At 69.7% G+C, this 26896-nt stretch carries 25 protein-coding genes; 10 read left to right on the forward strand and 15 right to left on the reverse strand.

Annotated elements, in window-relative coordinates:
• Positions 1-13 precede the first annotated feature (13 nt).
• Positions 14-1018, reverse strand: a complete 1005-nt coding sequence (gene gap / locus ACSHWB_RS00420; protein WP_439660086.1) for a type I glyceraldehyde-3-phosphate dehydrogenase — start codon at positions 1016-1018, stop codon at positions 14-16.
• 115 nt (positions 1019-1133) lie between these two features.
• Complete coding sequence (locus ACSHWB_RS00425; protein WP_439660087.1) at positions 1134-1340, reverse strand: hypothetical protein; 207 nt, start codon at positions 1338-1340, stop codon at positions 1134-1136.
• Positions 1341-1430: 90 nt separating this feature from the next.
• Between ACSHWB_RS00425 and ACSHWB_RS00430 the strand changes: the two genes are divergently transcribed.
• Both ACSHWB_RS00430 and ACSHWB_RS00435 read left to right on the forward strand, forming a co-directional pair.
• Positions 1431-3779: an ATP-binding protein gene (locus ACSHWB_RS00430; protein WP_439660088.1), complete on the forward strand. Its 2349-nt coding sequence runs from the start codon at positions 1431-1433 to the stop codon at positions 3777-3779.
• A 91-nt stretch (positions 3780-3870) separates the two neighbouring features.
• Complete coding sequence (locus ACSHWB_RS00435) at positions 3871-5940, forward strand: acyltransferase family protein (RefSeq protein WP_439660089.1); 2070 nt, start codon at positions 3871-3873, stop codon at positions 5938-5940.
• Between the two features lie 61 nt (positions 5941-6001).
• On the opposite strand, the gene whiA is transcribed toward ACSHWB_RS00435, so the two are convergent.
• From whiA to ACSHWB_RS00470, 7 genes are all read right to left on the reverse strand, one after another.
• Positions 6002-6988: a DNA-binding protein WhiA gene (gene whiA, locus ACSHWB_RS00440; RefSeq protein ID WP_030478101.1), complete on the reverse strand. Its 987-nt coding sequence runs from the start codon at positions 6986-6988 to the stop codon at positions 6002-6004.
• On the reverse strand, positions 6979-7947 hold the full coding sequence (locus ACSHWB_RS00445) for a gluconeogenesis factor YvcK family protein (RefSeq protein ID WP_439664492.1): 969 nt from the start codon (positions 7945-7947) through the stop codon (positions 6979-6981). The genes whiA and ACSHWB_RS00445 overlap by 10 nt, the downstream gene beginning before the upstream one ends.
• Positions 7948-7952: 5 nt before the next feature.
• Entirely contained in the window at positions 7953-8810 is an 858-nt protein-coding gene (gene rapZ / locus ACSHWB_RS00450; protein WP_439664493.1) for an RNase adapter RapZ, read from the reverse strand.
• 658 nt (positions 8811-9468) lie between these two features.
• On the reverse strand, positions 9469-11370 hold the full coding sequence (gene uvrC / locus ACSHWB_RS00455; RefSeq protein WP_439660090.1) for an excinuclease ABC subunit UvrC: 1902 nt from the start codon (positions 11368-11370) through the stop codon (positions 9469-9471).
• 42 nt (positions 11371-11412) lie between these two features.
• Complete coding sequence (locus tag ACSHWB_RS00460; RefSeq protein WP_439660091.1) at positions 11413-11880, reverse strand: Rieske (2Fe-2S) protein; 468 nt, start codon at positions 11878-11880, stop codon at positions 11413-11415.
• Positions 11881-11986: 106 nt separating this feature from the next.
• Positions 11987-12385, reverse strand: a complete 399-nt coding sequence (locus ACSHWB_RS00465) for a Rieske (2Fe-2S) protein (RefSeq protein WP_439660092.1) — start codon at positions 12383-12385, stop codon at positions 11987-11989.
• A gap of 9 nt (positions 12386-12394) precedes the next feature.
• Entirely contained in the window at positions 12395-12883 is a 489-nt protein-coding gene (locus ACSHWB_RS00470) for a hypothetical protein (RefSeq protein ID WP_439660093.1), read from the reverse strand.
• 382 nt (positions 12884-13265) lie between these two features.
• Between ACSHWB_RS00470 and ACSHWB_RS00475 the strand changes: the two genes are divergently transcribed.
• From ACSHWB_RS00475 to ACSHWB_RS00490, 4 genes are all read left to right on the forward strand, one after another.
• Entirely contained in the window at positions 13266-14699 is a 1434-nt protein-coding gene (locus ACSHWB_RS00475; protein ID WP_439660094.1) for a helix-turn-helix domain-containing protein, read from the forward strand.
• Positions 14699-15175: a hypothetical protein gene (locus ACSHWB_RS00480; protein ID WP_439660095.1), complete on the forward strand. Its 477-nt coding sequence runs from the start codon at positions 14699-14701 to the stop codon at positions 15173-15175. Before ACSHWB_RS00475 ends, ACSHWB_RS00480 begins: the two co-directional genes overlap by 1 nt.
• A gap of 157 nt (positions 15176-15332) precedes the next feature.
• A complete protein-coding gene (locus tag ACSHWB_RS00485; protein WP_439660096.1) occupies positions 15333-15794 on the forward strand; it encodes a hypothetical protein in 462 nt (153 codons plus the stop codon).
• Positions 15770-16648, forward strand: a complete 879-nt coding sequence (locus ACSHWB_RS00490) for a hypothetical protein (protein WP_439660097.1) — start codon at positions 15770-15772, stop codon at positions 16646-16648. The genes ACSHWB_RS00485 and ACSHWB_RS00490 overlap by 25 nt, the downstream gene beginning before the upstream one ends.
• Positions 16649-16685: 37 nt before the next feature.
• Here the strand turns inward: ACSHWB_RS00490 and ACSHWB_RS00495 are convergent, their stop codons facing one another.
• Positions 16686-16877, reverse strand: a complete 192-nt coding sequence (locus ACSHWB_RS00495; RefSeq protein WP_030478090.1) for a S1 RNA-binding domain-containing protein — start codon at positions 16875-16877, stop codon at positions 16686-16688.
• 184 nt (positions 16878-17061) lie between these two features.
• On the opposite strand from ACSHWB_RS00495, the gene ACSHWB_RS00500 reads away from it, so the two are divergent.
• Both ACSHWB_RS00500 and ACSHWB_RS00505 read left to right on the forward strand, forming a co-directional pair.
• On the forward strand, positions 17062-18024 hold the full coding sequence (locus ACSHWB_RS00500) for a helix-turn-helix transcriptional regulator (RefSeq protein WP_439660098.1): 963 nt from the start codon (positions 17062-17064) through the stop codon (positions 18022-18024).
• Positions 18021-18941 (forward strand): sigma-70 family RNA polymerase sigma factor, encoded by a 921-nt coding sequence (locus tag ACSHWB_RS00505; protein ID WP_439660099.1) that lies wholly within the window; start codon positions 18021-18023, stop codon positions 18939-18941. The genes ACSHWB_RS00500 and ACSHWB_RS00505 overlap by 4 nt, the downstream gene beginning before the upstream one ends.
• Here the strand turns inward: ACSHWB_RS00505 and ACSHWB_RS00510 are convergent.
• The gene (locus ACSHWB_RS00510) at positions 18901-20667 is read right to left on the reverse strand and encodes a LamG-like jellyroll fold domain-containing protein (protein ID WP_439660100.1); all 1767 of its coding nucleotides are present in this window, start codon (positions 20665-20667) and stop codon (positions 18901-18903) included. The genes ACSHWB_RS00505 and ACSHWB_RS00510 overlap by 41 nt on opposite strands.
• A gap of 63 nt (positions 20668-20730) precedes the next feature.
• Here ACSHWB_RS00510 and ACSHWB_RS00515 point away from each other — a divergent pair, with 63 nt between their 5' ends.
• Together ACSHWB_RS00515 and ACSHWB_RS00520 are read left to right on the forward strand one after the other, a co-directional pair.
• Positions 20731-21450 (forward strand): sulfite exporter TauE/SafE family protein, encoded by a 720-nt coding sequence (locus tag ACSHWB_RS00515; RefSeq protein ID WP_439660101.1) that lies wholly within the window; start codon positions 20731-20733, stop codon positions 21448-21450.
• On the forward strand, positions 21447-21854 hold the full coding sequence (locus ACSHWB_RS00520; RefSeq protein ID WP_439660102.1) for a hypothetical protein: 408 nt from the start codon (positions 21447-21449) through the stop codon (positions 21852-21854). The genes ACSHWB_RS00515 and ACSHWB_RS00520 overlap by 4 nt, the downstream gene beginning before the upstream one ends.
• On the opposite strand, the gene ACSHWB_RS00525 is transcribed toward ACSHWB_RS00520, so the two are convergent.
• The 4 genes from ACSHWB_RS00525 to egtC all read right to left on the reverse strand — a co-directional run bounded on the left by ACSHWB_RS00525 (position 21839) and on the right by egtC (position 26892).
• On the reverse strand, positions 21839-23425 hold the full coding sequence (locus tag ACSHWB_RS00525; RefSeq protein ID WP_439660103.1) for an alpha/beta hydrolase: 1587 nt from the start codon (positions 23423-23425) through the stop codon (positions 21839-21841). The two genes, ACSHWB_RS00520 and ACSHWB_RS00525, sit on opposite strands and share 16 nt — an antisense overlap.
• A gap of 114 nt (positions 23426-23539) precedes the next feature.
• On the reverse strand, positions 23540-25135 hold the full coding sequence (locus ACSHWB_RS00530) for an alpha/beta hydrolase (RefSeq protein ID WP_439660104.1): 1596 nt from the start codon (positions 25133-25135) through the stop codon (positions 23540-23542).
• A gap of 63 nt (positions 25136-25198) precedes the next feature.
• Positions 25199-26170: an L-histidine N(alpha)-methyltransferase gene (gene egtD, locus ACSHWB_RS00535; RefSeq protein WP_439660105.1), complete on the reverse strand. Its 972-nt coding sequence runs from the start codon at positions 26168-26170 to the stop codon at positions 25199-25201.
• A complete protein-coding gene (gene egtC / locus ACSHWB_RS00540; RefSeq protein WP_439660106.1) occupies positions 26167-26892 on the reverse strand; it encodes an ergothioneine biosynthesis protein EgtC in 726 nt (241 codons plus the stop codon). The genes egtD and egtC overlap by 4 nt, the downstream gene beginning before the upstream one ends.
• Positions 26893-26896 lie beyond the last annotated feature (4 nt).

Raw genomic sequence — 26896 nt, forward strand, 5'->3', positions numbered from 1 at the left:
TGTTCGCCCCTGCTCAGATCTTCGACGCGACGAGCTTGACGAGGTCCGCGAGGCGGTTGGAGTAGCCCCACTCGTTGTCGTACCAGCCGACGACCTTGACCTGGTTGCCGATGACCTTGGTCAGCGGCGCGTCGTAGATGCACGAGTGCGGGTCGGTGACGATGTCGGCCGACACGATCGGGTCCGTCGAGTACTTGAGGATGCCGGCCAGGGGGCCCTCGGCGGCGGCCTTGTACGCGGCGTTGACCTCTTCGACGGTGACCTCGCGCTTGAGCGTGACGGTCAGGTCGGTGGCCGAGCCCGTGGGGATCGGCACGCGCAGCGCGTAGCCGTCGAGCTTGCCCTTGAGCTCCGGCAGCACCAGGCCGATGGCCTTCGCGGCGCCCGTGGAGGTCGGGACGATGTTCAGCGCGGCGGCGCGGGCACGGCGGAGGTCGCTGTGCGGCGCGTCCTGCAGGTTCTGGTCCTGCGTGTACGCGTGGATCGTGGTCATGAGGCCCTGCTCGACGCCGAAGCTGTCGTTGAGGACCTTGGCCAGCGGCGCGAGGCAGTTCGTGGTGCAGGACGCGTTCGAGATGATCGTCTGCGAACCGTCGAACTTCTCCTCGTTGGCGCCGATGACGACCGTGAGGTCCTCGTTCTTGGCCGGCGCGGAGATGATGACCTTCTTGGCGCCGCCCTCGTCCACGTGCGCGCGGGCCTTGGTGGCGTCGGTGAAGAAGCCGGTCGACTCGACCACGACGTCGACGCCGAGGTCCTTCCAGGGCAGAGCGCCCGGGTTGCGCTCGGCGAGGGCCTTGATGACCTTGCCGTCGACGGAGATGCCCTCGTCGACGACCTGCACGTCGGCGTCCAGTCGACCGAGGATGCTGTCGTACTTCAGCAGGTGGGCCATGGTGGCGACGTCACCCAGGTCGTTGAACGCGACGATCTCGATGTCGTGGCCGCCGGCCCTCACGGCGCGGAAGAAGTTGCGCCCGATGCGACCGAAACCGTTGACACCTACACGAACCGTCACGACTGACTCCTTGCGTTCAGCTTGGTAGGAACAAGCCCACCCTATCTGCCGAACTGCGTCCCTGGTCACAGGGATAGTGCGTATCTCTTGATCGAGCCAGAAAAACAGCCCCTGATTAGGCCGTTCGGCGGCGCAGGGCGCGGAGCATCCAGAGGTACGCGCTCAGTTCCTCTGCCGCCTCCGCGGCCGTGCGGCAAGCCTCCGGTCCGGTGTCCTTCGGGTCCCTGCCGACGACCGCCGTGATCCGTGCGAGCCACTCGTCGACCACCTGGCGGTCCTGCGGCGGGACGAGCGGGTTCCCGGGTCTGGTCTGCGCTGTCATGGAGTGATCCTTGCCAGGCTCGGAAGGACCCTTCAATACCCCGAAACAGCGGGTGTTACGGACCGTTACGCGCCGGTACGGTCAATGGTCATGACGGCCAATGCCGCCTGCGTGACATGTGGGGACCCGCTTCCCGAAGCGGTCGCGGGCCGACGCTACTGCTCCAACGCCTGCCGTCAGCGCGCTTACCGCGAACGCAGCTCGGCACGCGATGACTCCCCGCATGACTCGACCGTCCCCTCGCCGCTCGACACGTTCGTGGGCCGCCGCGAGGAGCTGGCCTCGCTGGCACGCCACGGCACGGACCGCCTCGTCACGCTGGCCGGTCCCGCGGGGGCGGGCAAGACCCGCCTCGCCGTGCAGCACGTCAGCAAACGCGCCGACCAGACGTGGTGGACAGCGCTGGCTCCGGCCTCCGACGCCGTCCAGGCGATCTACCACGCGGTCGGCGCGCACCCGCTGCCCAACCGCTCCGTGCTCGACGCGGTGATCGCCGAGATCGAGCAGCACCGGCGGCCGTTGCTCGTGCTCGACAACTGCGAGCACCTGCTGCTCGACGTCGCCGACGTCGTGGCGGAGCTGCTGGCCTGCTGCCCGCGGCTGCGCGTCCTGGCGACGTCGCGGGAGCCTCTTCGCCTTGCGGGCGAACAGGTCTTCGCCGTCGGGGAGCTGGAGCTGCCGCCCGCGGACTGCGACGTCGCCGAGGCCCTGCGGCACGACGCGGTGGTGCTCTTCCGCGACCGTGCGGTCTCGGTGGACCGCTCGTTCGAGGTGGACGCCGCGAACGTCGCCGACGTCGTCGCCGTGTGCAGGTCGCTCGACGGCATGCCCCTTGCGATCGAACTGGCCGCGCGGCGCATCACCGTGCTCTCCCCCGCCGACATCCTCGCCCGCCTGGGCGACCGGCTGGCGTTGCTGACAGGCGGGCCGCGCGCCGCCGAGGACCGGCACCGCACGCTGCGGACCGCGATCGGCTGGAGTTACGACCTGCTGTCCGAGGAGGAGCAGGCGGCCTCTCGGCGACTCGCGGCGCTGGGCGTGCCGTTCGACCTCGGTGTGGCGAGCGCGGTGTGCGGTGTCCCGGACGCCCTGGAGCTGCTGACGGGCCTCGAGCAGAAGTCGTTGCTGGTGGTCGACCGGGTCGGTGGCCACACGACGTTCCGCCAGCTCGAGTCCGTCCGGCTCTACTGCTACGAGCGCGCTATCGCGCACGGGGATCTCACTCTTGTGGCCGACCGCGTGGTCGAGTGGGTGTGTTCGGTCGTGGAGCCGGAGATCTCGTCGTTCTTCCCGTCGCCGCCCGTCGTCCTGCGCCTGGACCGCAACGTGGGCCTGCTGGAACTGGCCGTGGCCAGGACGGCCGAGACCGGCGACTGGTCCCGGCACGCGCTCGCGATCGTCGCGACGGCCTGGACCTCGACCCCGCGCGGCCCTCGCGGCGCCCCGACCGAACAGCTGCACCAGGCCCTGTCCCAGCCGATGCCGCAGCCGTACCGGAGCACCCTCGCGGTGCTGGCCGCGATGCACCACCGGGTGCGCGGCGGCTGGCACGTGACCCGCCGGTTCGCCGAGGAGTCGCTGGCCATCGAACGCGCCGACGCGCGCCGTCCCGGCACGACGGCCCGTGCGCTGGAGGTGCTCGCCTCCGCGGAGGCCCACACCGGTGATCCCGCGCTGGCCTGGCAGATGTTCGACGAGGCCGCCGTGCTGCTGCACGACTCGGACGACAAGCTCGCGCGCGCCATCCTGCTGAACTCCTACGGCTGGACGTTGCTGCAGCACGGCTTCGCGGACCGGGCGGCGCCGCTGGTGCGCGAGGCGTTGACGCTGACCAGGCTGATCGGCCTGCCGCACATGCTGAACCCGGTCCTGCACAGCGCGGGCGCGATCGCGTTGGCGCGCAGGAGCTATCCCGAGGCGGTCGAGCTGTTCCGGGAGAGCCTGGAGGTCGGCTCCGAGCACCCGATGGACCAGTACTACGACCTGGAGGGGCTGGCGCTGGGCCTGGTCGGCGTGGGTTCCGACGACGAACGCGCGCTCTCGCTGCTGACCTCCGCGTCGCTGGTCCGCACCCGCTACGACTTCCGCGCGGAGCCGTACTGGCAGGCCCTCCTCGACGACGCGCGTGCCGTCTGCCGCGAGCGGATCACGGCCGTGCGGCTGCGCGCCGCCGAGTCGACGGGCGAGCGGATGTCGTTGGCGCAGGCCATCTCCTACGCCCTGACCGCGCAGCCGCTGGCCGAGGACGACGGCGTGGTCTCCGCACGTGAGCTGCACGTGGCGACGCTCGTGGCGGAGGGGCTGACGAACCGGCAGATCGGGCAACGGCTCGGCATCTCACCGCACACCGTTGCCCGGCACGTCACGCACGCGCGGTCGAAGCTGGGACTGCGCTCGCGTGCCCAGCTCGCCGTGTGGGCGGGCCGGCAGACCCACTGACCTGGGTGCGAAGGGAGCCACCCGATCGGGTTATCCTCTGCCGCATTTGCGCGGATGGGGTGCCGCGACACCACGTAGCTAGGAGTCGTCCGTGGCGGTCACCTCCGCCGAGCAACCCGCCGCGGTGCTCGAAGCTCCCCGCCCCCAGCACGCTCTGCGCGGCGACATCCAGGGCCTCCGGGCGCTCGCCGTCGGCGTGGTCCTGCTCTACCACCTGCGCCCGTCGTGGTTACCGGGCGGCTTCGTCGGTGTCGACGTCTTCTTCGTCATCTCCGGGTTCCTGATCATCGGCACGCTCACCGGCGAGCTGCGCCGCACCGGAACGGTGAGCCTGCGCGACTTCTACGCGCGGCGCATCCGCCGTCTGCTGCCCGCCGCCACCGCGACGCTGCTCGCCGTCGTGGCCGCCGTCGTGGTGCTGCTGCCCGAGTCCCGGTGGCCGGGCTTCCTGCGCGAGGTCGTCGCCTCCGCGCTGAACGCCCAGAACTGGCTGCTCGCCGTGCTGTCCAACGACTACGGGCACGCCACCGCCGCCGCCTCCCCCGTGCAGCACTACTGGTCGCTGGCCGTCGAGGAGCAGTTCTACCTCGTGATCCCGCTGTTGCTGATCGGCAGCGCGGCGCTCGCGGGACGCCTCAACGGCCGCACGGTCCCCTACGCCGTCGGCGCCGTCGCACTGGTGACGGCCGCGTCGTTCGCGTTCTCCGTCTACTACACGCCGGTCGACCACGGTGCCGCGTACTTCGTGACCCCGACCCGCATGTGGGAGCTCGGCATCGGTGGCCTCACGGCGATGGTGCTGCACCGCGTGTCGCTGACGCGGACGGTGCGGGAGGTGCTCGGCTGGCTGGGTTTCGCGGCCGTGCTGGTCTCGACCGTGCTCTACACGACCGACATGGAGTTCCCCGGCTGGGTGGCGGCGCTGCCCGTGCTCGGCACCGCGGCGATGCTGGCCTGCGCCGGCACGCTGCTGGCGCGGCTGCTGAGCGTCCGTCCCGTCCGCTACGTCGGCGACATCTCCTACAGCCTCTACCTGTGGCACTGGCCCGTCATCGTGGTGATCCTCGAACTCGGCGGGCACGACCGGTTGTCGAAGAAGGAGATGCTCGTCGCCCTCGCGATCAGCCTCGTGCTCGCCGCGCTGTCCAAGCGCTTCGTCGAGGACCCGTTCCGCCGCAACAGGTTCGGCCGTCGCCGCGGCACGTACCTGTTCGGCGCGATCCTCGTGGTCGTGTCCGTGGTCGCGGCCTCGATCCCCTGGTACACCGCGGAAAAGCGCCTGACGGAGCTCGCGTCCCTCACGGTGCTCGACGCCGACCACCCCGGCGCGATGGCGCTGGACGCCCGCTCACCCCGGCCGGCACCCACCGGCGTGCCGCTGCTGCCGGACCCGGCCGTGGCGAACCAGGACGGCCCGGACAGCGACAACGACAGGGACTGCAACGTCTACCAGCTCGACTTCCCCTCCACCGCCTGCACGTGGGGCGACAGCTCCGCGCGGAAGACCGTGGTGCTGCTCGGCGACTCGCACGCGGCGCAGTACAACTCACCGCTGATCGACTTCGCTCTCGGCGAGGGCCGCGGCCAGTGGCAGGTGCGGACGATGACGCGCAACGGCTGCCCGTTCACCTCGGTGCCGCCCTCGGCGGCCGGCGCACCGCTGACGATCTGCTCCGACCAGAACCGCGGCGTGCTCGATCGTCTCAAGGAGCTCAGGCCCACCCTCGTGGTGGTGTCCGGCATGTCCCGCGAGTCGTACCTCAGCGACCTCAAGTGGACGTGGAAGTCCCGCGAGGACATGGTGCGCGGCTACCGGGAGATGCTGACGGCGTTGTCCGGCGCCGGGATCCCTGTCGCGGTGATCAGGGACCTGCCCCGCCCCAACAGCCAGGTGCCGCGGTGTCTGGAGCGCAACTCCGGCGACCCGGCAGCGTGCGGCACCCCGCGTGCCGAGGCGTTCCAGGGCGAGGGCGACCCGCTCGTGGCTGCCTCCGCCGGCGTCTCCGGCGTCAAGGTGGTGGACCTGACCCCGTGGTACTGCCGCGCGGACGTCTGCCCCGCCGTGGTCGGCAACGTCGTGGTGTATCGGAACAACCACGTGACCCAGACCTACTCGCGCACGCTCGCGACGCCGCTGCTCACCCAGCTCGGGATGCGCTAGAACGGATCGAGCCCCCTGACACCGCGTCAGGGGGCTCGACCGTGCTCCGGGTGCTTCGCCCTCAGACCTCGGCCTCGAGCATCTCCGCCGTGACCGCGGACTCGGTGTCCGGCAGTCCCAGGTCCTTGGCCCGCTTGTCCGCCATGGCCAGCAGACGCCTTATACGGCCTGCCACCGCGTCCTTGGTCATCTGCGGGTCGGACAGCTGGCCCAGCTCCTCCAGGGACGCCTGGCGGTGCGCGAGCCTGAGCTGCCCTGCGGCGGCCAGGTGGTCCGGTGCCTCCGGGCCGAGGATCTCCAACGCGCGCGCCACCCGTGCGGCCGCCGCGACGGCCGCGCGGGCCGAGCGGCGCAGGTTCGCGTCGTCGAAGTTCGCCAGCCTGTTCGCGGTGGCGCGGACCTCACGCCGCATGCGGCGCTCTTCCCAGGCCATCACGCTGTCGTGCGCGCCGAGCTTGGTCAGCATCGCCCCGATGGCGTCGCCGTCCCTTATCACCACGCGCTCGGCCCCGCGGACCTCGCGCGACTTGGACGAGATGCCCATCCTGCGCGCCGCGCCGACCAGGGCCAGCGCCGCCTCGGGACCGGGGCAGGTGATCTCCAGCGACGAGCTGCGACCGGGTTCGGTCAGCGAGCCGTGCGCCAGGAAGGCACCGCGCCACGCGGCCTCGGCGTCGCACACGCCACCGGACACGACCGGCGCGGGCAGGCCGCGCACGGGGCGTCCGCGCGGGTCGAGCAGGCCGGTCTGCCTGGCGAGACCCTCGCCGTCCTTGACCACGCGGACGACGTACCGGGTGCCCTTGCGCAGGCCGTTCGACTGGATCGTGAAGACCTCGGCGTGGTGGCCGTAGAGCGCCTGGATCTCCTTGAGCAGCCTGCGGGCCGCGGATCCCAGGTCGAGCTCGGCCTCGACGACGACCCGGCCGGACACGATGTGCAGTCCGCCGGCGAACCTGAGCAGGGAGGACACCTCCGCGCGGCGGCAACAGGTCTTGGATACCGCGAGCCTGCTCAGCTCGTCCTTGACCGCCGACGTCATCGCCACGGGCTCGTCCCTCCCACTCCGGTCTCCTCGACCACTTGCCTCAGGCAACCCGCCAGTGCCATCGGATCATGCCGCTCAGCGGCGTCCGGTGCGGCGATCTTGGCCAGATGCGTTCTCGCACCCAGTGCCGAGGCGGCTCGCGTCAACCGGTCCGGGGTCGGGACCGAGTCGACGTCGGCGATCACCGCGTCCACCTTCAGCTCGGGTGCGTGTTCGCAGACTACGTCCAAATGCCGCTCCGGAGAGAAACCAGCGGTTTCACCCGGTTGGGGGACGAGATTGAGCACAAGGACCTTCTTGGCGCGCGTGTGCACCAGCGCCTCGTGCAGTTCGGGCACCAGCAGATGCGGCAACACGCTGGTGAACCACGATCCGGGGCCGAGTACCACGACATCGGCGTCAAGTACAGCCTGTACTGCTTCCGGACAGCCGGCAGGTCGCCCGTTCGGGGCAGTGAGACGGATGCGCTGCACGAGCCCCGGCGTGGTCGCGATGGCGACCTGTCCCCGGATGCGCCGCACGTCCGTCTCGTCCTCGTCGAGGCCCACGACGTCCGCCTCGATGTCGAGCGGGTCGTTCGACATCGGCAGCACCCTGCCCTTGACGCCGAGCAGCCTGCTCGTGAGGTCGAGCACCGCCACCGGGTCGCCGAGCTGCTCGAGCAGCCCGGCGATCACCAGGTTGCCGACCGCGTGACCGGCGAGGGCCCCCGTGCCGCCGAAGCGGTGCTTGAACAGGGACGTCCAGCGCTGGCTGGCCTCGTCCTCCCCGGCCAGCGCCGCCATGGCCTTGCGCAGGTCGCCCGGCGGCAGCAGGTCAGCGAGCTCCCTGCGCAGCCGGCCGGACGAGCCCCCGTCGTCCGCGACGGTCACCACGGCCGTCACGTCGTCGGTGACCCGTTTCAGCGCGGTCAGCGTCGCGTGCAGCCCGTGTCCGCCACCCAAAGCAACAGCTTTCAACTTCGTCACTCACGTCCCAGATCCCTGTGCACGACCTTCACGGCCATGCCGTCCTCGCTCGCCAGCCGCGCGGCCAGCTCTTCGCTCAGGGCGACACTGCGGTGCTTGCCACCGGTGCAGCCGATCGCGAGCGTCAGGTAGCGCTTGCCCTCACGCCGATATCCGGCACCGATGAGCCGGAGCAGCTCGTGGTACCGATCAAGGAACTCGTCCGCGCCCTCCTGGGACAGCACGTAGTTGCGCACCTCACCATCGAGCCCCGTCTGCTCGCGCAGCTCCGGGATCCAGAACGGGTTCGGCAGGAACCGCACGTCCATGACGAGGTCGGAGTCCATAGGCAGCCCGTACTTGTAGCCGAAGCTCAGCACCGTGACCCGAGTGCGGGTGGCCGCCTCCGTGCCGAACGTGTCCTCGATCTTGGCCCGCAGCTGGTGGATGCTCAGCGCCGACGTGTCCAGAACCAGGTCGGCTTCCTGCTTGAGCGGCGTCAGCAGGATCCGCTCGGCCTCGATGCCGTCCTGCAGCCGCCCGTGCCCCTGCATCGGGTGACCGCGCCGCACCGCCTCGAACCGCCGGATCAGCACGTCGTCGGTGGCTTCGAGGAAGAGCACGCGCGGCTTGTACCCGCGCGCGTCGAGGTCCTTGATGATGGCGGCCAGGTCCTCGGTGAACGCGCGGCTGCGCACGTCCATGACGACGGCGACCCTGGTGATCGCCCCGCGCGCCTGGGCGCCGAGCTCGACCATGGTGGCGATGAGTTCCGGGGGCAGGTTGTCCACGACGAACCAGCCGAGGTCCTCCAGGCACTTGGCCGCGGTGCTGCGGCCCGCACCGGACAGCCCGGTCACCACGGCGACTTCGATGCCGGACTTCTCCGCGTTCACGACTACGACTCCGTTACCTGTTCATGAGCGCTGCTGGGCGCTCTCGTTTGGGCAAGCCCGGTTGCCAGTTGCTGGAACGAGCTCGCTGGGGCGGGCCGCGCGCAGGTGGCGCTGTGCCCGGCGTGCAGTCTCCACTGGAACGGCCTCCGCGCGCGGCAGGTTCGGCTGTTGGGAGGGGCGCGTCGTGGCCGCGGTCACGATCCTCGCCCTGTTCGCGGGGCTGGTGCCGGGTGAATGGGGGTGGCGGGGCGGTTGCGGCTTGTGGGAGAGGCGGGACGGCTGTGGGTTGTGAGGTCGGTGGGAGGTGCTGCGGCCACGCCGGTCCTGGACGGCCCGGTTGGGGCGGCGGTCCTGGACGGATCGGGTGGGGCGGCGGCCGTGTTCGGACACCTGCCGCGATCCGGTCCGGTACGCAGCACCCGTGTTGCGTGCGGCGGGCGGACGCTGCGGGAAGTGCTGTGGGGTAACGGAGACCCGGCGGCTGTGGGCAACGAGCGGCCATCGGCCACGACCCGCCCGGTCCGCCACAACCCGGCAGCCGGCCACACCCGCACCGCACGCGACAGCCCGGCCAGCAACCACACCCGCGCGGCACGCAACGTCCCCACCTCCGCGCGGCCCAACACCCCAAGCCCCATCAGGCCTTCCCGCCCGCCGAAGCCAAAGTAGCCACCACCGCCTCAGCGGTCCGCCGTCCCACCCCCGGCACATCACTGATCTCGTCCACAGTGGCCTGCCGCAGCTTCCGCACCGACCCGAAGTGCTTGAGCAGCGCGGCCTTCCGCGTCTCCCCCAGCCCAGGAACCTCGTCCAACTCGGACGTGGTCATCCGCTTCGACCGCTTCTGCCGGTGATAGGCGATGGCGAACCGGTGAGCCTCGTCGCGAACCCGCTGCAGCAGGTACAACCCGTCACTGCTGCGCGGCAGGATCACCGGGTCGGACTCGCCGGGGACCCAGACCTCCTCCAGCCGCTTGGCCAGGCCGACGACGGCCACGTCGGTGATGCCCAGCTCGGCCAGGACGTCGGAGGCCGCGGCGGCCTGGGGCCCAGCGCCGTCGACCACCAGGAGGTTGGGCGGGTAGGCGAACTTGCGGGGTTTGCCGGTGTCCGGGTCGATGCCGGGGTTGGGGCCGCCCGAGGCGGTCTCGCGCAGCATCGCCTGGAAGCGGCGGCGGACCACCTCGGCTATCGAGGCCACGTCGCCTTCCGTCGCCGCCTCGCGGAGGGCGAAGCGGCGGTATTCGGCCTTGCGGGCCAGGCCGTCCTCGAAGACGACCAGGGAGGCCACCACGTCGGTGCCCTGGACGTGGCTGATGTCGATGCACTCGATGCGCAGGGGTGCGGTGTCCAACGCAAGAGCGTCTTGGATCTCTTGCAGGGCTGCGGAGCGGGCGGTCAGGTCGCCGGCCCGGCGGAGCTTGTGCTGGGCGAAGGCCTCGGAGGCGTTGCGCGCCACCGTTTCCATCAGTGCCCGCTTGTCGCCTCGCTGGGGCACTCGCAGGACGACCCGGGAGCCTCGTTGTTCTGACAGCAGGTCTTCGAGGGCCGGCGCGTCGTCCGGGAGTACCGGGACGAGGACCTCGCGCGGGGTGTTCTCGGTGTTGTCGCCGTAGAACTGCATGATGAACTGGTCGACGAGCGCCGCGTCGTCGATGGCCTCCACCTTGTCCAGCACCCAGCCGCGCTGGCCGCGGACACGGCCGCCGCGCACGTGGAAGACCTGGACCGAGACCTCGAGCTCGTCCTGCGCGAACGCCATCACGTCCGCGTCCGTGCCGTCGCCGAGCACGACAGCCTGCTTCTCCATCGCGCGGCGGAGTGCGCCCAGGTCGTCGCGCAGGCGCGCGGCTCGTTCGAACTCCAGCTCTTCTGAGGCCTGCAGCATCTCTCGTTCGAGGCGGCGGACCATGTTGTCCGTCTTGCCCGCGAGGAAATCGCAGAAATCCAGCACGATGTCGCGGTGTTCGTCCGCCGACACCTTGCCGACGCACGGCGCCGAGCACTTGTCGATGTACCCGAGCAGGCACGGGCGGCCCATCTGGTTGTGCCGCTTGAAAACGCCCGCCGAACACGTGCGCGCGGGAAAAACGCGCAGCAGCAGGTCGAGCGTCTCGCGAATGGCCCAGGCGTGCGCGAAAGGCCCGAAGTAACGCACGCCCTTTTTGCGCGGGCCGCGGTACACGTGCAGCCGCGGGTATTCCTCGTGCAACGTGACGGCCAGCACCGGATACGACTTGTCGTCGCGGTACCGGACGTTGAAACGCGGGTCGAACTCCTTGATCCAGTTGTACTCGAGCTGCAGCGCCTCGACCTCGGTGGCGACCACCGTCCACTCGACGGAGGCCGCCGTCGTCACCATCTGGCGCGTGCGCGGGTGCAGCCCGGCCAGATCCGCGAAGTACGAGTTCAGCCTGCTGCGCAGGCTCTTCGCCTTGCCGACGTACACGACCCGGCCACCGGCGTCGCGGAACTTGTAGACGCCGGGAGCCTCAGGAATCGTGCCCACGGCGGGGCGATACGTCGAGGGATCTGCCACGCCGTCAAGACTATCGACGTGGTCTGACAAAAACAGAAAGGGTCAGGTCAGGACCACCTGGTCGCCGTCGACCTTCACGCCGACCGCCCGCAGGCCGGACGTCGCCGGCCCCTTCTTCACCGAGCCGTCGGACGCACCGAACTGGCTGCCGTGCGAAGGGCACGTGATGGTGCCACCGGCGGGTTCCGCGACCACGGAACCCTGATGCGGGCACGACGCGTCGTACGCCTTCACCTCGGTGGCGGAGATGCGCGCGACGACGATCTTGCGGCCGCCGGGACCGTCGACGACGGCACCGCCGCCCTCGGGCACGTCGGCCAGCGCGACCAGGGACGTACCCGCGGAACCAGCGGCTCCGGAAGTCGGTTCCGAGCCTCCGGCGGAAGTGGGCGACGAGCCCGAGGAGGGACCCGCTGAACTGCACGCGGTCACGAGTCCGCTGGGTACAGCGAGGGCGACGGCGATTCCGCACAGTGCCGCCCGCCTGCTGACCAGGCTTTCGGTGTTCACGACCGATCCTCCGTGGTGGTGGGTGTTCGGGGTCACACCACAGCATTACGCGAATCGGTCGGTGAAAGTTCAGCGAGATGCCCGATGCACAGCAAATGCACAGCTCTCAGCCGAGCACCAAATCGTCTCCGGAACGAGCGATGGCGACCTCGGTCAAGCCCGAAGTCGCAGGTCCTTTGCGGACGGCACCCGTAGCCGGGTCGAAAGCGCTCCCGTGCAACGGGCAGGTGATCACTCCGCCGGCGGGAGGGTTGACCAACGAGCCCACGTGCGGACACGCGGGGTTGAACGCACGGAATTCACCCGATCGAGGCTGCACGACCAACAGCTGGGCGTTGCCCGGCATGTCCACCAGCACCCCGGACCCCTCGGGCACCCCGGAGGCGGCCACCACCCGATCCCCGGGCCGGGCGGTCCCGACACCACCCGACTTGCGAGGAGCGGGCTCGCCACAGGCGCTCAACGCGGCGGCGAGCCCACACAACAACACTGTTCGACGATCCACGAGCACCGATTATCGGCGCTGGTCCTCCGCGGCAGCCGTCCGGGCCAGGGCCAGCACGGCGGTGAACGGCGGGAACCAGTGCCGCGAGTGCGACGGCGGGTTCGCCCAGCGCAGCGACCCGTACCTGGTCATCGTCGGCGGAAGCGCGATCCGGTGCGGCGAGCGCACGAACTGGACCTCCGGCGGCGCCTTGAGGTGCGTGGGCAGCAACGCCACCAGCTCCGCGAGGAAGATCCAGTGCTCGCGGGGGCCGGGGATGACCGTGACCGGTCCGGCGAGCATGCGCGACTTCAGGTCGGCCAGCACGCGCGAGCCGATCCTGGCCGGCATCGCCAGGGCTGTCGTGGCGGGGCCTAGTGGTAGGAACACACCCTGCTCGGTGACGGTCACCTGCCAGCCGAGCAACCGGTAGCCGGCGACGGCCTCCCCGATCGCACGTGCGTGTCCCCTGTTCTGTGGGATCCCGGACGTGCCGGTCTCCGCGGTCGTGAGGCTCATCGGCGGTTGTCCTCCCCGTTGGGTGGGTCAGGCACTGGCCACGCCACGGGGATCGACCCGCGGCTGACGTTGTGCAGGGTGCTTCTCACTTCCCGCCAACACCACTCGCCCGCTGCATGAGCCTCATGCAGCGGGCGTATGAAGCTCATCCGCCACACGGGGGCACCAGGACTGCGACACGCGAATCCATTACGTCTTATGCATGAGATGGATGGACTGACGATCACACCTCCGTACACTGGGGAAACGCTCAGTGACGGGGGCGAGGCCGATGGATGCAGCGAGACCCAAATCCAGACGCGCTTGCCCGTGTGGGGCGTTCATCGCCGCCGACAACTCCGATCGGCTGTGTTACCGGTGCCGCCGCAACGCTCGTGCGGACGTGCACGGACCACCTGAGGTGCCCGACGACTTCTGGGACCTCCCCGCGATCGCCGCAGCGTGCGCCGACCGAGACATGGGTGCGCTGATCTCCGCGTACCGGCACCACCCCCAGCACCTGAGCCGCGTCACGCAGGACCGCATGGCGGCGTGGCTGGGCATAAGCCAGGCGCAGCTGTCGCGTTACGAGTCGGGCGAGAACCAGATCGACCGACTCGACCGGCTGCGCCACTTCGCGCTCGTGCTCGGTGTACCGGGCGAACGACTGTGGTTCGACCGAGTCGTCATCCCAGCTCAGGTGGGCTCCCCCGATTCGGGCCCGCCAGACGTGCTCGCCGCCCCCTGGGAGGCGACGAGCATTGCCCGTTCGGTCGAGGAGACGGCGAGGAGCGACTTGGCGATCAGCAGACGAGCGGCGCTCACAGGAGCCGCCGCGGTGACGGTGGGGTCCGCACTGGTCGAGCCGCTGCAGCGGTGGCTGCACCCCCTGCAGAACCTGTCGAAGTGGTCGTCGCACTCGGCGATCAGCGAGGAGGAGCTCTTCGCGTTGCAGCGCGTGGCCGACGGCCTGCGGGGCTGGGGCGGCAGGGGCGGCTACGGCCTGGCCCGCAAAGCGGTCCTGGGCCAGCTGGACGAGCTGGCGGAACGCCTGGGCCGGGCACCGAGCGGCCCCACGACAGAACGCGCGTTCTTCATAGGCGCCGAACTGTCGAAGGTGGCGGCGAGCATGTCGTTCGACGCGGGCCTGCACAACGCGGCCCAGCGCTACTACGTGCTGGCCATCCGCATGGCCAAGGCAGGCCACAACGACGGCTTCGCGGCCCTCTGCCTGGCGGCCATGGCGAGGCAGATGTTCGACCTGGGCCGCCCGGAGGACGGCCTGGAACTGGTCCAGCTGGGCCAGTACGGCACCCGCCGGACAGGAACCCCGACCCTCAAGGCCCTGCTCCTCACCAGGGAGGCCTGGGCCTACGCCCAGATGGGCAAGACGCGGGAGTTCCACCAGGCAGTGGGCATGGCCCAGGAGAGCTTCGCCCAACGCCTGGCGGACAACGAACCGCGCTACCTCCACAGCTTCGACGAGGCAGAGCTGGAGGGCGTCATCGGCGCCCGCTGCCGAGACCTGGCAATGCACGACCCAACCCAAGCGGTGTTCGCCGAACAACACATCCGGCGAGCCCTGGAACTCCGTGACCCGTCCAAGGTGCGCAACCGCGCCTTCGACGTGATCGGACTGGCGCGCACCAAAATGGTCGCGGGAGACCCGGAGGCAGCGTGCGGGTTGATCAACGAGGTCCTGCCGACAGCGGCGAAGCTCTCCTCGGGCAGAGTCCTGAGGAAACTCGAGGACTTCGCCAAGGAAGCGGCACGGCACCGCCACATCCCCGCCGTGCAGGACACCAGGGACGCGATCAGAGCGATCCGGACAGCCTGATGCGAGTAGGCATCACCGGCCACAGCAACCTGGTCCCGGAATGCGTCCCAGCGGTCCAGGCGGCGATAACGGAGACCCTGACCAAGCTCGACTCCCACCTCGTGGGAGTGACCTGCCTGGCGCCGGGCGCGGACCAGCTCTTCGCCAGAGCCGTCCTGGCCCTGGGCGGCGAGGTGGAGGTGGTCCTCCCGGCACTGGACTACCGGGACCGCCTGAAACCACACCAGGTAGCGGACTACGACGAACTGCGTGCCGCCGCCACGGTGGTCAGCGTCCTGCCGCACATGTCGAGCGGGCGCCAGGCCTACGTGGCGGCGAACGAACGCATGCTCGCCTCCGTGGAGGTCCTGGTGGCGGTCTGGGACGGCATCCCGGCCCAGGGCAAGGGCGGCACGGCGGACGTCGTGGAACAGGCACGCGCATCCGGCGTGCCGATCGAGGTCGTCTGGCCCCCGGAGGCCCGCAGGAAGTCCTGACCCCAGCGGTCTGGGTGGGGTGGCTTCGTCACCTCACCCACGCCCAGGGCGAGCGAAGCGAGACCACTAGCCCAAGTGAGGGAAGTTCGTCGGCAACCGGACCAACTCCCCTCACAGGCCTAGCCCAGCCCACCCCCCTTGATCACGATGTCAGGGCATGGCAGCCGATCCGTTCGCTCACCTGGCCGACCGCCAGCAGTCCCTGCGAACAGCCTTGCGGGCCCTGAAGGCCGCAGGCCCCGGCAGCCCCGACTTCCCCGCTCTCCTCACCACCACGAACGCCGAAGTGGAAGCCGTCATGCAGGCCCGCAGGAACGTGGAGGCGGCCAGGCTGACCGTGCCGAACCGGGCGATCGCCGCGGCCACCACGGCGGCGGCCCTCATCGTCGCCGTGGGCTGGTTCGACGCCTGGTCCCTGCTCTCCCTGCTGCTGGCGGTGGCGACGGCCGCGGCGGTCCTGGTGGATCCCGCCGGCCGTACCGTCTGGGAGCCCAGGGCGAGGACCGCGGCGATCAGCGCGGCGCTGGCCGCCACCCTCCTGACCCCGATAGCCAACGGCTGGGCGACGATGATCACCGCAGCCGGCATCGCCTGGTGGGCCTGGAGGACGCGCACGTGAACATAGACCCGGTCAAGGCCTTGGACGACAAGATCGAGCGCCTCAAAAAGGAGCTCAAATCCCTGGAAACCAGGCTGGAGAACGCTCAAACAGACGCGGCCCACGACCAACTGGCTCAGACGAACCAGATCAAGGACAACGCCCGCAAGCTGACCAAGACCAACGACCGGGTCACCGAACTGGCCGAGAGCGTCCACCGCCTGGAACGCCTCCTGGTGGCCCTGAACAGAAAAGTCAGGGCGAGCGAGACCACCAAGGCGAACTTCGACGACTGGCCGGAGATCGAACCCCGCCAGCTCGACAGCATCAGAGCAGGCCAAGAAGCCTACGCCCGCAAGACCTTCACCCCTCAGGAAGCCAAGGACACCCGCAAGGCCATAGCGGAGTACGACAAGAGAGCCCTGGAAGCGATCGACGCGGCAGAGGCCCTGACCCACCTCCCACCCACAGCGGAACCGTTGTGGCGCAAGAACTACAAGCAGTGGAAAGCCGCAGCGACCCAACACCGCCCAGAAGCCCCGGACGACGACACGCACGCCAAGGACACCGTCGCCAAGTCGGCCGGCAACGAGGCCATCAAGCGCACCCGCCGGCAGATCCGCACCCGCATAGAGGACGCGGTGGCCAACGACCTGCTCTTCCCGGCGTGGTTCGAGAACATGCTGGGCCCAGCCGCCCCACCCGGCAAGGCGGACGATTGGCTTTACACAGCAACGGATGTAGTCCTGTACCGGCTACTGCACGGCGTCACCAGCCCAGCGGACGCACTAGGCCCGGCACCCTCCGAAGAAGGACACCGCAAAACCCTGCACGACCGCCTGACCAGTGAATGCACGGACTACCGCAAGCCGTGAGAGAACCCGGGCAGGGCGCCTCTGCCCGAGCACTGACTCACGCCAGCTCCAGGCTGAACCGCTGCTGCTCAGCGTCCACCGCGAGCACCTTCACCTGCACCGAGGCACCGACCTCGGCCTGCCGGCCGTGCAGGAGCCCGTGTGCACCGGCGGGGTGCTCGATGAACGAACCGAAGGGAACGGTCGAGACGACCTTCCCCGAGAAGACATCACCAACGTTGGGAAGCATTGCGCATCACCTCCTCTCCCGAACGCGCGTATCCCGATCTACGGATAGGCGCGGGGATGGAGGGGCCCTGATCAAGTCAGGGCCGGGCAACCGTTCCGCTCACGGCACGAGGCCGACCCGGCAGTCATGTGGACAACCCTAGCCACCGAAGGCCGTTGTCCGCAATGGAATCTAGAATCACCCCATGCTGGAGACGTCCGCACGGCTGCTGAAGCTCCTGTCCCTGTTGCAGGTGCGGCGTGACTGGACGGGCCCGGAGCTCGCCGGGCGGCTCAACGTCGACGTGCGCACGATCCGCCGGGACGTGGACAAGCTGCGCAGCCTCGGTTATCCCGTCACGTCACTGCCCGGCGCGGCCGGCGGTTACCAGCTCGGGGCCGGCGCGGAGCTGCCGCCGCTCCTGCTCGACGACGACGAGGCGGTCGCCGTCGCGGTCGGGCTCAGAACGGCCGCGAACGGCACGATCGCGGGCATCGAGGAGACGTCGGTCCGCGCTCTCACCAAGCTGGAACAGGTGCTCCCGGCGAAGCTGCGCAGGCGGGTCCAGGCGCTCCAGGCGCACACCACTCCCCTGACGGCCGTGGGCCCGACGGTCGACGCGGAGACGCTCACGATCATCGCCGCCGCCTGCCGCGACCACCAGCAGCTGCGGTTCCCCTACGCCTCAACGCAGGGCGAGCCGTCGAAGCGGCTGATCGAACCGCAGGGTCTCGTGCACACCGGGCGGCGGTGGTACCTGGTCGCGTGGGACGTGTCCAAAGAGGACTGGCGAACGTTCCGGGTGGACCGGATCACCGAACAACCGACGCTCGCCGCACGGTTCACGCCGCGCGAACCACCGGCGGAGTCGTTGGGCGAGTTCGTCTCCCGGCAGGTCGCCTCGAACGTCTACACCTACCAGGCCGTGCTGACGGTCCACGCCCCGCTGCACGTCGTCGCGGAACGCACCTCGCCCGTTGCTGCGTCACTGGAGCCGATCGACGACAACTCCTGCCTGATGCGCACCGGCGCCGAGGCACTCGACCGGATCGTGTTCTTCCTGCTGTACCTGGACATCGACTTCGAGATCCACGAACCGCAGGAGCTCAGGACCCACGTGGACACGCTCATCACCCGGCTGCGCAAGTCGATCGGAGCACAAGGATGACAACGGACTTCGAGACCGCGGCCGACCCGTTCAGACGGGAGCTCCTCACCCACTGCTACCGGATGCTCGGTTCGCTGCACGACGCCGAGGACCTGGTGCAGGAGACCTACCTCCGGGCGTGGAAGGCGTACGACCAGTTCGAGGGCCGCTCCTCGCTGCGCACCTGGCTCTACCGCATCGCCACGAACGTCTGCCTGACCGCGCTCGACGGGCGGGCGAAACGGCCGCTGCCGTTCGGGCTCGGCACCCAGGGCGCCACGGAGCACGACCCGCTCACGCAGGACCACGAGATCCCGTGGCTGGAGCCGTTCCCGACGGATCCGGCCGCGATCGTCGGCGAACGCGAGTCCACCAGGCTGGCGTTCGTCGCGGCCCTGCAGCACCTGCCACCGAGGCAACGCGCGGTGCTGATCCTGCGCGACGTGCTGAGGCTCAGCGCCGCCGAGACCGCCGATGAGCTGGAGATGACCGTCGCAGCCGTCAACAGCGCCCTGCAACGGGCCCACGCGCAGCTCGGAGACCTCACCGAGGACGAGGTCGTCGAACCCGCGGACGCCAAGGCGTTGCTCGACCGGTGGGTGAAGGCGTTCGAGGCCAAGGACATCCCCGCGATCATCGGCATGTTCGCGGAGGACGTCATCTGGGAGATGCCGCCGTACCCGCAGTTCTACCGCGGCCCCGAGATGGTCGCGTGGCACCTCACGAACCAGTGCCCGTCGGTCCCGCACGGCGCCAGGATGATCGCCACGGAGGCCAACGGCCAGCCCGCCTTCGGCCTCTACCTCAGGGAGCCGGACGGCGTGTTCCGGCCGTTCAACCTCCAGGCGCTGGAGGTGCGGGGCGACCGGATCACGCGCGTCTCGTCGTTCTTCGACCTCAGTCTGTTCCCGCGGTTCGGGCTGCCTTCGACCGCATGAACTCGGAACGGTCCAGCGGCCGGTTCACGATCCGCATGTCGCCGAGCCAGCCGTGCAACGACTTCTCGACGACCCTGTTGTACGCGTAGGCGCCGACGAGCCACGGGTCGCCGGCGGTCGAGATGCCGCGCGCGGGCGTGGACGGGTTGCGCAGCAAGGGGGATCCGTCGACGTACAGCGTGGTGTGCACGCCGTCGTTGACCACCGCGACGTGCCACCACGCCTCGTAGTCCATCTCGTGACCCCAGTTGGTCGAGATGCTCGGCAGGTTGCGCGGGAACACCGCCCACTGCAGCTGGCCGCCACCGGCCACGTTGAGGGTCGCGATCGGCTCGCTCGGGTCGTCGCCGGTCTTGCCCGCGGCGGAACCGGGCGCGAGCTTGGTGAACAAGCCGCACCACGGGTGGCTGAACCCCGCGGGCAGCTTGAGGAACACCTCGATGGTGTACCCGCGTTCGAACGTCTCGCGGTTCACCGGCGCGGAATCCACAGTGGACAGGTAGCCGGTCTTGTCGAAGAACAGCGAGCGGTGTGACGGCGCGAACCGGCTGTGGTCGTCAGACGGCGTCAGCGAACCGGTCTGCCTCAGGTCGTTCCCGTTGCCCGACAGGTCCTTCAGGCCCTCGCCGAGCCGCCAGTACGCGACCGTGCCGCGCACCAGCACGTCCCTGACCGGCTGGGCGGGCGGCAGCACCGGCGGGTCGAAGCGGGCGAACCGCTGCTCGAAGTCGATCGGCAAGCTGAACCGGTCGTCCGGGCCGGTCAGCTCGGTCTCCTTGCGCTCCAACGGGTTGAGCGACCTCTTGCCGAGCAGCCACGGCGACAGCGTCCGCACGTCGATCACCCGGCGGTCCAGGTCGAAGTGGTAGAGCCGGATCATCGCGCCGCCGCCGTAGTAGCGGTCCTGGTAGTTCGTGATGTGCACGTGCACGTCGTTGCCGGCCGAGTTCTGCAACGTCGCCCGCGCCGGCGGCCAGAAGTGCCCGTTCAGGGTCAGGAAGATCTGGTCGTTGTCCTTGATCAGCTCGTTCCACAGCCGGCGCCCGTAGTCGGACATCGCGGCAAGACCGTCACCTCCGTCGTAGACGAGCTCGTGGGTGGTGAGGATGACGGGAAGCTTGGCGTGCTTGGACAGCACCGAGCGCGCCCACTCGAAACCCTTGGCGGACATGCGCCAGTCCAGCGCGAGGACCAGCCACTCCTGCCCGGCCGCGCGGAAGACGTGGAACGAGTTGTAGCCGTCGGCGCTCGCCCCGCGGAACGTCGGCGACGTGCGGAACCGCTGCGGCCCGAACCGGTCGAGGTACGGCGTGCGGCCGCGCTGGTCGTCCAGCCGCGAGTCCGGCACGTCGTGGTTGCCGGCGAGCACGCTGTACCCGATCCGGCGGCGGTCGAGCACCTCGAACCGCTCGCTGATGTCGTCGATCTCGCTCGCGCGAGCGTTCTCGACCAGGTCGCCGAGGTGGCTGATGAAGACGATGTTCTCGGACTTCCGGTGGTCGGCCAGGTACTGCAGCGTGGCCTTCAACGGCGCCGAGTCGCCGCGGTCGAGGTCGAACATGTACTGCGTGTCCGGGATCACGGCGAGCGTGAACCGCCGCGCCTCCGGGTCGGGACGGCCGTACCCGACAACGTTGTCAGCGCTGGCGGAACCAGGGGTGACCAGGGCGGCAGCGGCGGCGGTCGCACCGGTGCCGAGCAGGAAGGAACGGCGGGAGGCGGTCATGGCGCGCAATGTAGATGCGCTGGGCCAACGGAAGGCGAACAACGGTCGATAGCATCGCGAACTATGTCTTGGGGGTTGCTGGCGGCAGCGGGAGTGGTCGTCGCGATAGGGGGTCTGCTGCAGGGCCTGATCGGCTTCGGCCTGGCGCTGGTCGCCGTGCCGTTGCTCGCGCTGCTGGATCCGACGCTGCTGCCGGTGCCGGTGCTGATGATCGCCGCCGCGCACGCGTCGATGGCGCTCGCGCGGGAGTTCGGGCACGTGGACTGGCGCGGCGTCGGCTGGGCGATGCTCGGCCGGCTGCCGGGGACGTTCGTCGGCATCTGGATCGTCGACTCGCTCGACCCGAAGGGCTTCGGCCTCGTGGTCGGCGGTTCGGTGCTGGCGTGCGTGCTGCTGTCGATCACGGCCTGGCGACCGGAGCCCCGGCCCAAGTCCCTCGTGACGGCGGGGTTCGCGAGCGGGTCGTTCGGCACGGCGACGGCGGTGGGCGGGCCGATGGTCGCGCTGCTCTACCAGAACCAGGCGGGGCCGCAGGTCAGGGCGACGCTCGCGGCGTTCTTCGTGCTGGGCTCCGGCGCGTCCGTGATCGGGCTGCTCGCCGCCGGCCAGGTCCGCGCGCACCAGCTGTGGACCGGCCTCGCGCTGATCCCGTTCCTGGTCGCCGGTTTCCTGCTCTCGGGGCCGTTGCGCAAGAAGGTCGACGCGAAGGGCGTGCGGACGCCGATGCTGGTCGTGTCCGGAGTGAGTGCTGTCGTGCTGATCGTGAGGAGCGCGCTGCTGTGAGGGTTCCATCGTGGGCCGTGCTGGGCGTCAGCGCACTCGCGGCGCTCACCCTGACCGTGAACGCACCCCTGCGGTCCGATCTCTGCACCCGGCCCGGTGCCCGCTGCGGGACCCAGCCGGACTGGTACACGGGCGAGGAGAGCGTCACGACGCTTCGCGGTGTGGAGATGAGCCGCGAGCTCGACCTCTACGACTACCGCCTGCTCTGGGTGGTCGCCGCGGCGGTGCTGGTGTGGGCCGTCGTGCGGCGCACCCCTGCCGCGTTCGTCACGGCCGCGCTGTTCGGCCTCGCCGTGTGGCTGTGGCCGGTGTACTCGCCGGCCGTGCTGATCGTCGCCGCCGCGGTGGCGGTGCTGCACGAGCACCGCCACCGCCGGCTGCGAAAGGATCAGGCGAACGGCTGAACGTTCGGCTGGAACACCTGACCTTCAGCGGGGGCGACGAGATCCACGAGGTACTTCGCGACCGCCGCGTCCGTGCCCGCCGAGCGGCCCAGGATGCAGTGGCCGAACGAGTCGACGCTGATCAGGCGCGCGTTGCCGAGCTGCTTGGCCATGCGCTGCGCGAACAGGTACTGCGTCGCCGGGTCGTAGTAGTTGCCCACCACGACGACCGGGTTCTTGGTGCGCTTGTTCCACGGCCCGATCCAGCGGTCCGGGTTGCGCGTCGGCCACGTCGCACAGGTCAGCAGGTCCGAGGCGGCCTGGTAGCGACCGAACGTGGGCGAGTCCTTCTCCCACTCGGCCGCGGTCCGCTCCCAGTTGCGGGTCGTGCGGGCGAACGGCTTGTCGGTGCAGTTGACGCCGTAGTACGAGTCGTCCGCGGTGTACGGGGTGTCCGGCAGCGGGTCGACGTCCATGCGGCCACCGGCGTTGTTCAACGGCGCGGCCAGCTCCACAGTGGACTGAACGCTGAGAGAGGCGACGGACGGGTTCAGCGCAGCGTGGATGCTCTGCAGCCACGCGGCCAGAGGCGTGATCCGCGCGATCGAGTACAGGTCACCCGCGACCCGGCCCACGACGTCGGACAGCGTGACCTTCGTGCCGTCGGGCAACGTGGCCGGACCCTTGCCCAGTGCGACCTTGAGGGCCTCGAACTTGCCGCGGGCGTCCCCGGCGAACGCGCACTTGGCGACACCGGCGGAGTCGCAGCGCTTCAGCATCGCGTCCAAAGCGATCTCGAAGCCGTCGGCGCGCTGGCGGTCGTACTCGGCGCCGTTGGTCAGCCGCAGCCGCGGGTCCACGTTGCCGTCGATCACCATCGCCCGCGTGCGCTGCGGGAAGATGTTCGCGTACGTCGAGCCGATCAGCGTGCCGTACGAGAAGCCCACGAAGTTGAGCTGCTTGTCGCCCACGGCCTCGCGCATGACGTCGAGGTCGCGCGCGACGGCCTCGGTCGACATGTGGTTGAGCAACGGGCCGGCGTTGATCTTGCAGTAGTCCGTGTAGAGCTTGGACTGCTTGATGGTGCTCGCGATCTCGGCCTTGGTGATGGGCAGGGAGTACCAGCCCTCGTTGACCGAGTCGGCCTCCTCCTGCGTGCGGAAGCAGCGCATCGGCGCGCTGCGGGCCACGCCGCGCGGGTCGAAGCCGACGACGTCGAACCGGTCCAGCACCGACGGCTGGAAGTAGTTCTTCGCGATGGCGCCGCGGATCAGACCGGAACCGCCGGGACCACCGGGGTTGAGGAAGATCGAGCCGATCTTGCGCGACGGGTCGTTGGCCGGTCGCTTCATCATGGCGATGCCGGTCTTCTCACCGCGCGGGCGCGAGTGGTCGACGGGCACTTCCTGAACGGCGCACGTGAGCTTCGCGCGCTCCTCGGGCGTCACGGTGGCGGGAAGGGTGGCGAGAACGTCGGCCGCGCACTGCCCCCAGGCAGCGGGCTTGACGGCGGGATCGGCCTGGGCGCTCGCCGCGCCCAGGCCGGAAACGATGGTGCCGAGCACGAGGGCGCTCGCGAGCGCCGCGCGCACAACACGCAGAGAACTGGAAGATGACGTCACGGATGCACCCCACCACCCTGCGTGCACCGTTTGTACCCGCCTATCGTCTGGTTGTGTCCCGGACGACAGGCGGGCACGTCACGATCAGAACGGCTGCGCGTTCGGCTGGAACACCTGACCGTCAGCGGGCGCGGTCAGGTCCACCAGGTACCTCGTCACCGCCGCGTCGGCACCGGCCGAGTCACCGAGGATGCAGTGGCCGAACGAGTCGACGCTGATCAGCCGCGCGTTGCCGAGCTGCTTGGCCATGCGCTGCGAGAACAGGTACTGGGTGGCCGGGTCGTAGTAGTTGCCCACCACGACGACCGGGTTCTTGGTGCGCTTGTTCCACGGCCCGATCCAGCGGTCCGGGTTGCGCGTCGGCCAGGTCGGGCACGTGAGCAGGTCGGACGCGGCCTGGTAGCGGCCGAAAGTCCTGGACTCCTTCTCCCACTTGTCCGCGGTGGCAGCCCAGTTGCGGTTCGTCCGCGCGAACGGCTTGTCGATGCAGTTGACGGCGTAGTACGAGTCGTCGCTCGTGTACGGCGTCTCCGGCAGCACCCGCACGTCGGCCTTGCCGCCCAGGTTGTTCAGCATCGCGGGAGCGTCCACAACGGACTGAACAGCCAACGCGGACGGGTTCTGCGCCGCGTGGATCGACTGCAGCCACGTGGTCAGCGCCTTGAACGTCGTCGGGCTGTACAGGTTGCTCGACGTGCGGCCGACGACGTCGGTCAGCGTCACCGTCGTGCCGTTCGGCAACGTCGTGGGCGCCTTGCGCAGCGACTCGCGCAGGTTGTCGAACTTCTTGCGGGCATCCCCGGCGAACGCACACCGCTCGACACCGACGGAGTCGCAGCGCTTCAGCATCGCGTCGAGCGCGATCTCGAAGCCGCGAGCACGTTCACGGTCGTACTGCGCGCCGTTGGTCAGGCGCAGCTGCGGGTCGACGTTGCCGTCCAGGACCAGGGCACGCGACTTGGCCGGGAAGACGTTCGCGTAGGTGGCGCCGAGCAGCGTGCCGTACGAGAACCCGACGTACGTGAGCTGCCTGTCCCCCACGGCCTCGCGCATCACGTCGAGGTCGCGCGCGACGGCCTCGGTCGACATGTGGTTGAGCAACGGGCCGGCGTTGATCTTGCAGTAGTCCGTGTAGACCTTGGACTGCCGGATCGAGCTGGCGATCTCGTCGCGGGTGATCGGCAACGCGTACCAGCCGACGTTGACCGCGTCGGCCTCCTCCTGGGTGCGGAAGCAGCGCAGCGGCGCGCTGCGGCCGACACCGCGCGGGTCGAAGCCGATGAGGTCGAACTTCTCCAGGATCTCCGGGGTGAAGAAGCTCGAGCCGTACGCGCTGTAGATCAGGCCGGCGCCACCGGGACCGCCGGGGTTGATGAACAGCGAGCCGATCTTCTTCGCCGGGTCGCCCGCGGGGCGCTTCATCATGACGATGCCCGTCGAGTCCCCGCGCGGGCGCGAGTGGTCGACGGGCACGGTCTGGATCGCACAGCTGACCTTGGTGCGTTCGGCGGCGGGGATCTCGGCGAGCACGTCCGCCGCGCACGGTCCCCACGCGGCGGGTCTGACGGCGGAGGTGGCCTCTGGCTGGGCCGACGCGCTGCCCAGACCGGTGATGACGGTGCCGAGCGCGAGCGCGCTGACGAGCGCCACACGCACGGCACGCGTTGATGCAGGAGTCATCACCCCAGCCCACCACCGACGGCAGGCCGCCAGTACCCGCCTATCGTCGGGTTGTGACCTGGGCTACACCGCTTGGGCCAGTGAGACCGCAAACCTGCCCTCGGCGTCGGTCCACCAGCGGTGCAGCGAAAATCCGGCGTCCTCCAGCTCCTGCTTGACGCCCTCCTCGCGGAACTTGGCCGACACCTCGGTCCGCAGCTCCTCGCCCTCGCGGAACTCCACGGTGAGGCCGAGCTCGGCGAGCGTCACGCGCATGGCCCGCTTGGCGCGCAGCCGCATCTCGATCCACTCCTGCTCGGCGTTCCACAACGCCACGTGCTCGAAGGCCTCGACGTCGAAGTCGCCGCCGACCTCGCGGTTCAGCACGTTCAGCACGTTGCGGTTGAACTCCGCCGTCACGCCCTGCGCGTCGTCGTACGCCCGCACCAGCGTGCCGGGATCCTTGACGAGGTCCGTGCCGAGCAGCAGCCACTCCCCCGGATCCAGCACGTCGCGGACCGTGCGGAGGAACTTCTCCCGTTCCTCCGGGATCAGGTTGCCGATCGTGCCGCCCAGGAACGCCACCACGCGCGGCGACTCCCCTGGGAGCAGGCTCAGGTGCTGTGTGAAGTCGCCGACCACGCCGTGCACGCGCAAGCCCGGGTAGTCCGCGATGATCGCGTGCGCGGCCTCGGTCAACGCCGACACCGACACGTCCTGCGGCACGAACTCCCTGAGCGTTCCGTGTCGCGTCAGTGCGCTGAGCAGCAGCCGCGTCTTCTCCGACGAGCCGGAACCCAGCTCCACCAGCGAATGCGCACCCGTGGTCGAGGCGATCTCGCCCGCGCGGGCGGCCAGCACCTCCCGTTCGGCACGGGTCGGGTAGTACTCGGGCAGTCGGGTGATGTCCTCGAACAACGCGCTGCCGACGGCGTCGTAGAACCACTTCGGCGAGACCCACTTGGGGTCCGCGGTCAGTCCGGCCCGCACGTCGGCACGTAGCGCGTGTGCGGCGTCCTCCGGCTTGAGATGAACGTCCAGCACCGGCTCGGTCATAGTGGTCGAACCTCCACAGTGGATGGAACGGCGGTGACCACATGCTGGTCAGGGATCTCCCGCCAGCCCGGGTCGTCGTCGAGCGGCTCGGACGCGAGTGTCACGCCCTCGCCTTTCTGCAGCACCCACAGGGCGTGTGTCCACGTCGTCCCCACGAGCACTTCTCCGTTGGTCAGCAGGAAGTTCAGGCGCGACTTCGGAGCCGCGTCCACGACCTCCCGCACGAGTTCGGCGAGCACCTGGGCCGGGTCCTTCCCCGTCTCCAGGCGACGCCTGAGGACCGTCCACAGCAGCGCGGAGTCGGTCGGTGCGTCCATCGTGAGCAGATCGGTCACGTCGAGCGTCTTCGCCAGGCCCGCCGCGGTGTGCGGCCAGCCGTCGACGCGTCCGTTGTGGCTGAACAACCACGTGCCGTCGGTGAACGGCGCGCACGCGGCGTCCGTCACCGGCATCCCGGCGGTGGCGCTGCGGACCGCCGCCAGGAAAGCCGTGGACGACGTGCCCGCCAGCTGACGCAGGTTCGCGTCGCTCCACAACGTGCCGGCCCGCCGGTACCGCACCGGGCCGGGGAACCAGCCGACGCCGTACCCGTCGACGTTGACCGTTCCCCCGGCCCTCATGTCTGCGGGCGCGTACGACTGGTGCTCCAGCGAGTGCGGTGCGTCGAAGAGCGGGCCGGAGATGGGCACAGCGGTGCCCAGGTAAGCCAGATGGCGGCACATCGGC

This window comes from Lentzea sp. HUAS TT2, assembly GCF_051853195.1.
Lineage (GTDB): Bacteria > Actinomycetota > Actinomycetes > Mycobacteriales > Pseudonocardiaceae > Lentzea.

What these genes read in the sequence shown, in the direction of transcription:
- ACSHWB_RS00485 (WP_439660096.1), top strand. Translation starts at nt 15,333, where the DNA reads ATGGCAGCCGATCCGTTCGCTCACCTGGCCGACCGCCAGCAGTCCCTG.
- ACSHWB_RS00515 (WP_439660101.1), top strand. Translation starts at nt 20,731, where the DNA reads ATGTCTTGGGGGTTGCTGGCGGCAGCGGGAGTGGTCGTCGCGATAGGG.
- egtD (WP_439660105.1), bottom strand. Translation starts at nt 26,170, where the DNA reads ATGACCGAGCCGGTGCTGGACGTTCATCTCAAGCCGGAGGACGCCGCA.
- ACSHWB_RS00505 (WP_439660099.1), top strand. Translation starts at nt 18,021, where the DNA reads ATGACAACGGACTTCGAGACCGCGGCCGACCCGTTCAGACGGGAGCTC.
- ACSHWB_RS00480 (WP_439660095.1), top strand. Translation starts at nt 14,699, where the DNA reads ATGCGAGTAGGCATCACCGGCCACAGCAACCTGGTCCCGGAATGCGTC.
- ACSHWB_RS00470 (WP_439660093.1), bottom strand. Translation starts at nt 12,883, where the DNA reads ATGAGCCTCACGACCGCGGAGACCGGCACGTCCGGGATCCCACAGAAC.
- ACSHWB_RS00530 (WP_439660104.1), bottom strand. Translation starts at nt 25,135, where the DNA reads ATGACTCCTGCATCAACGCGTGCCGTGCGTGTGGCGCTCGTCAGCGCG.
- ACSHWB_RS00510 (WP_439660100.1), bottom strand. Translation starts at nt 20,667, where the DNA reads ATGACCGCCTCCCGCCGTTCCTTCCTGCTCGGCACCGGTGCGACCGCC.
- ACSHWB_RS00430 (WP_439660088.1), top strand. Translation starts at nt 1,431, where the DNA reads ATGACGGCCAATGCCGCCTGCGTGACATGTGGGGACCCGCTTCCCGAA.
- ACSHWB_RS00425 (WP_439660087.1), bottom strand. Translation starts at nt 1,340, where the DNA reads ATGACAGCGCAGACCAGACCCGGGAACCCGCTCGTCCCGCCGCAGGAC.
- ACSHWB_RS00500 (WP_439660098.1), top strand. Translation starts at nt 17,062, where the DNA reads ATGCTGGAGACGTCCGCACGGCTGCTGAAGCTCCTGTCCCTGTTGCAG.
- egtC (WP_439660106.1), bottom strand. Translation starts at nt 26,892, where the DNA reads ATGTGCCGCCATCTGGCTTACCTGGGCACCGCTGTGCCCATCTCCGGC.
- ACSHWB_RS00495 (WP_030478090.1), bottom strand. Translation starts at nt 16,877, where the DNA reads ATGCTTCCCAACGTTGGTGATGTCTTCTCGGGGAAGGTCGTCTCGACC.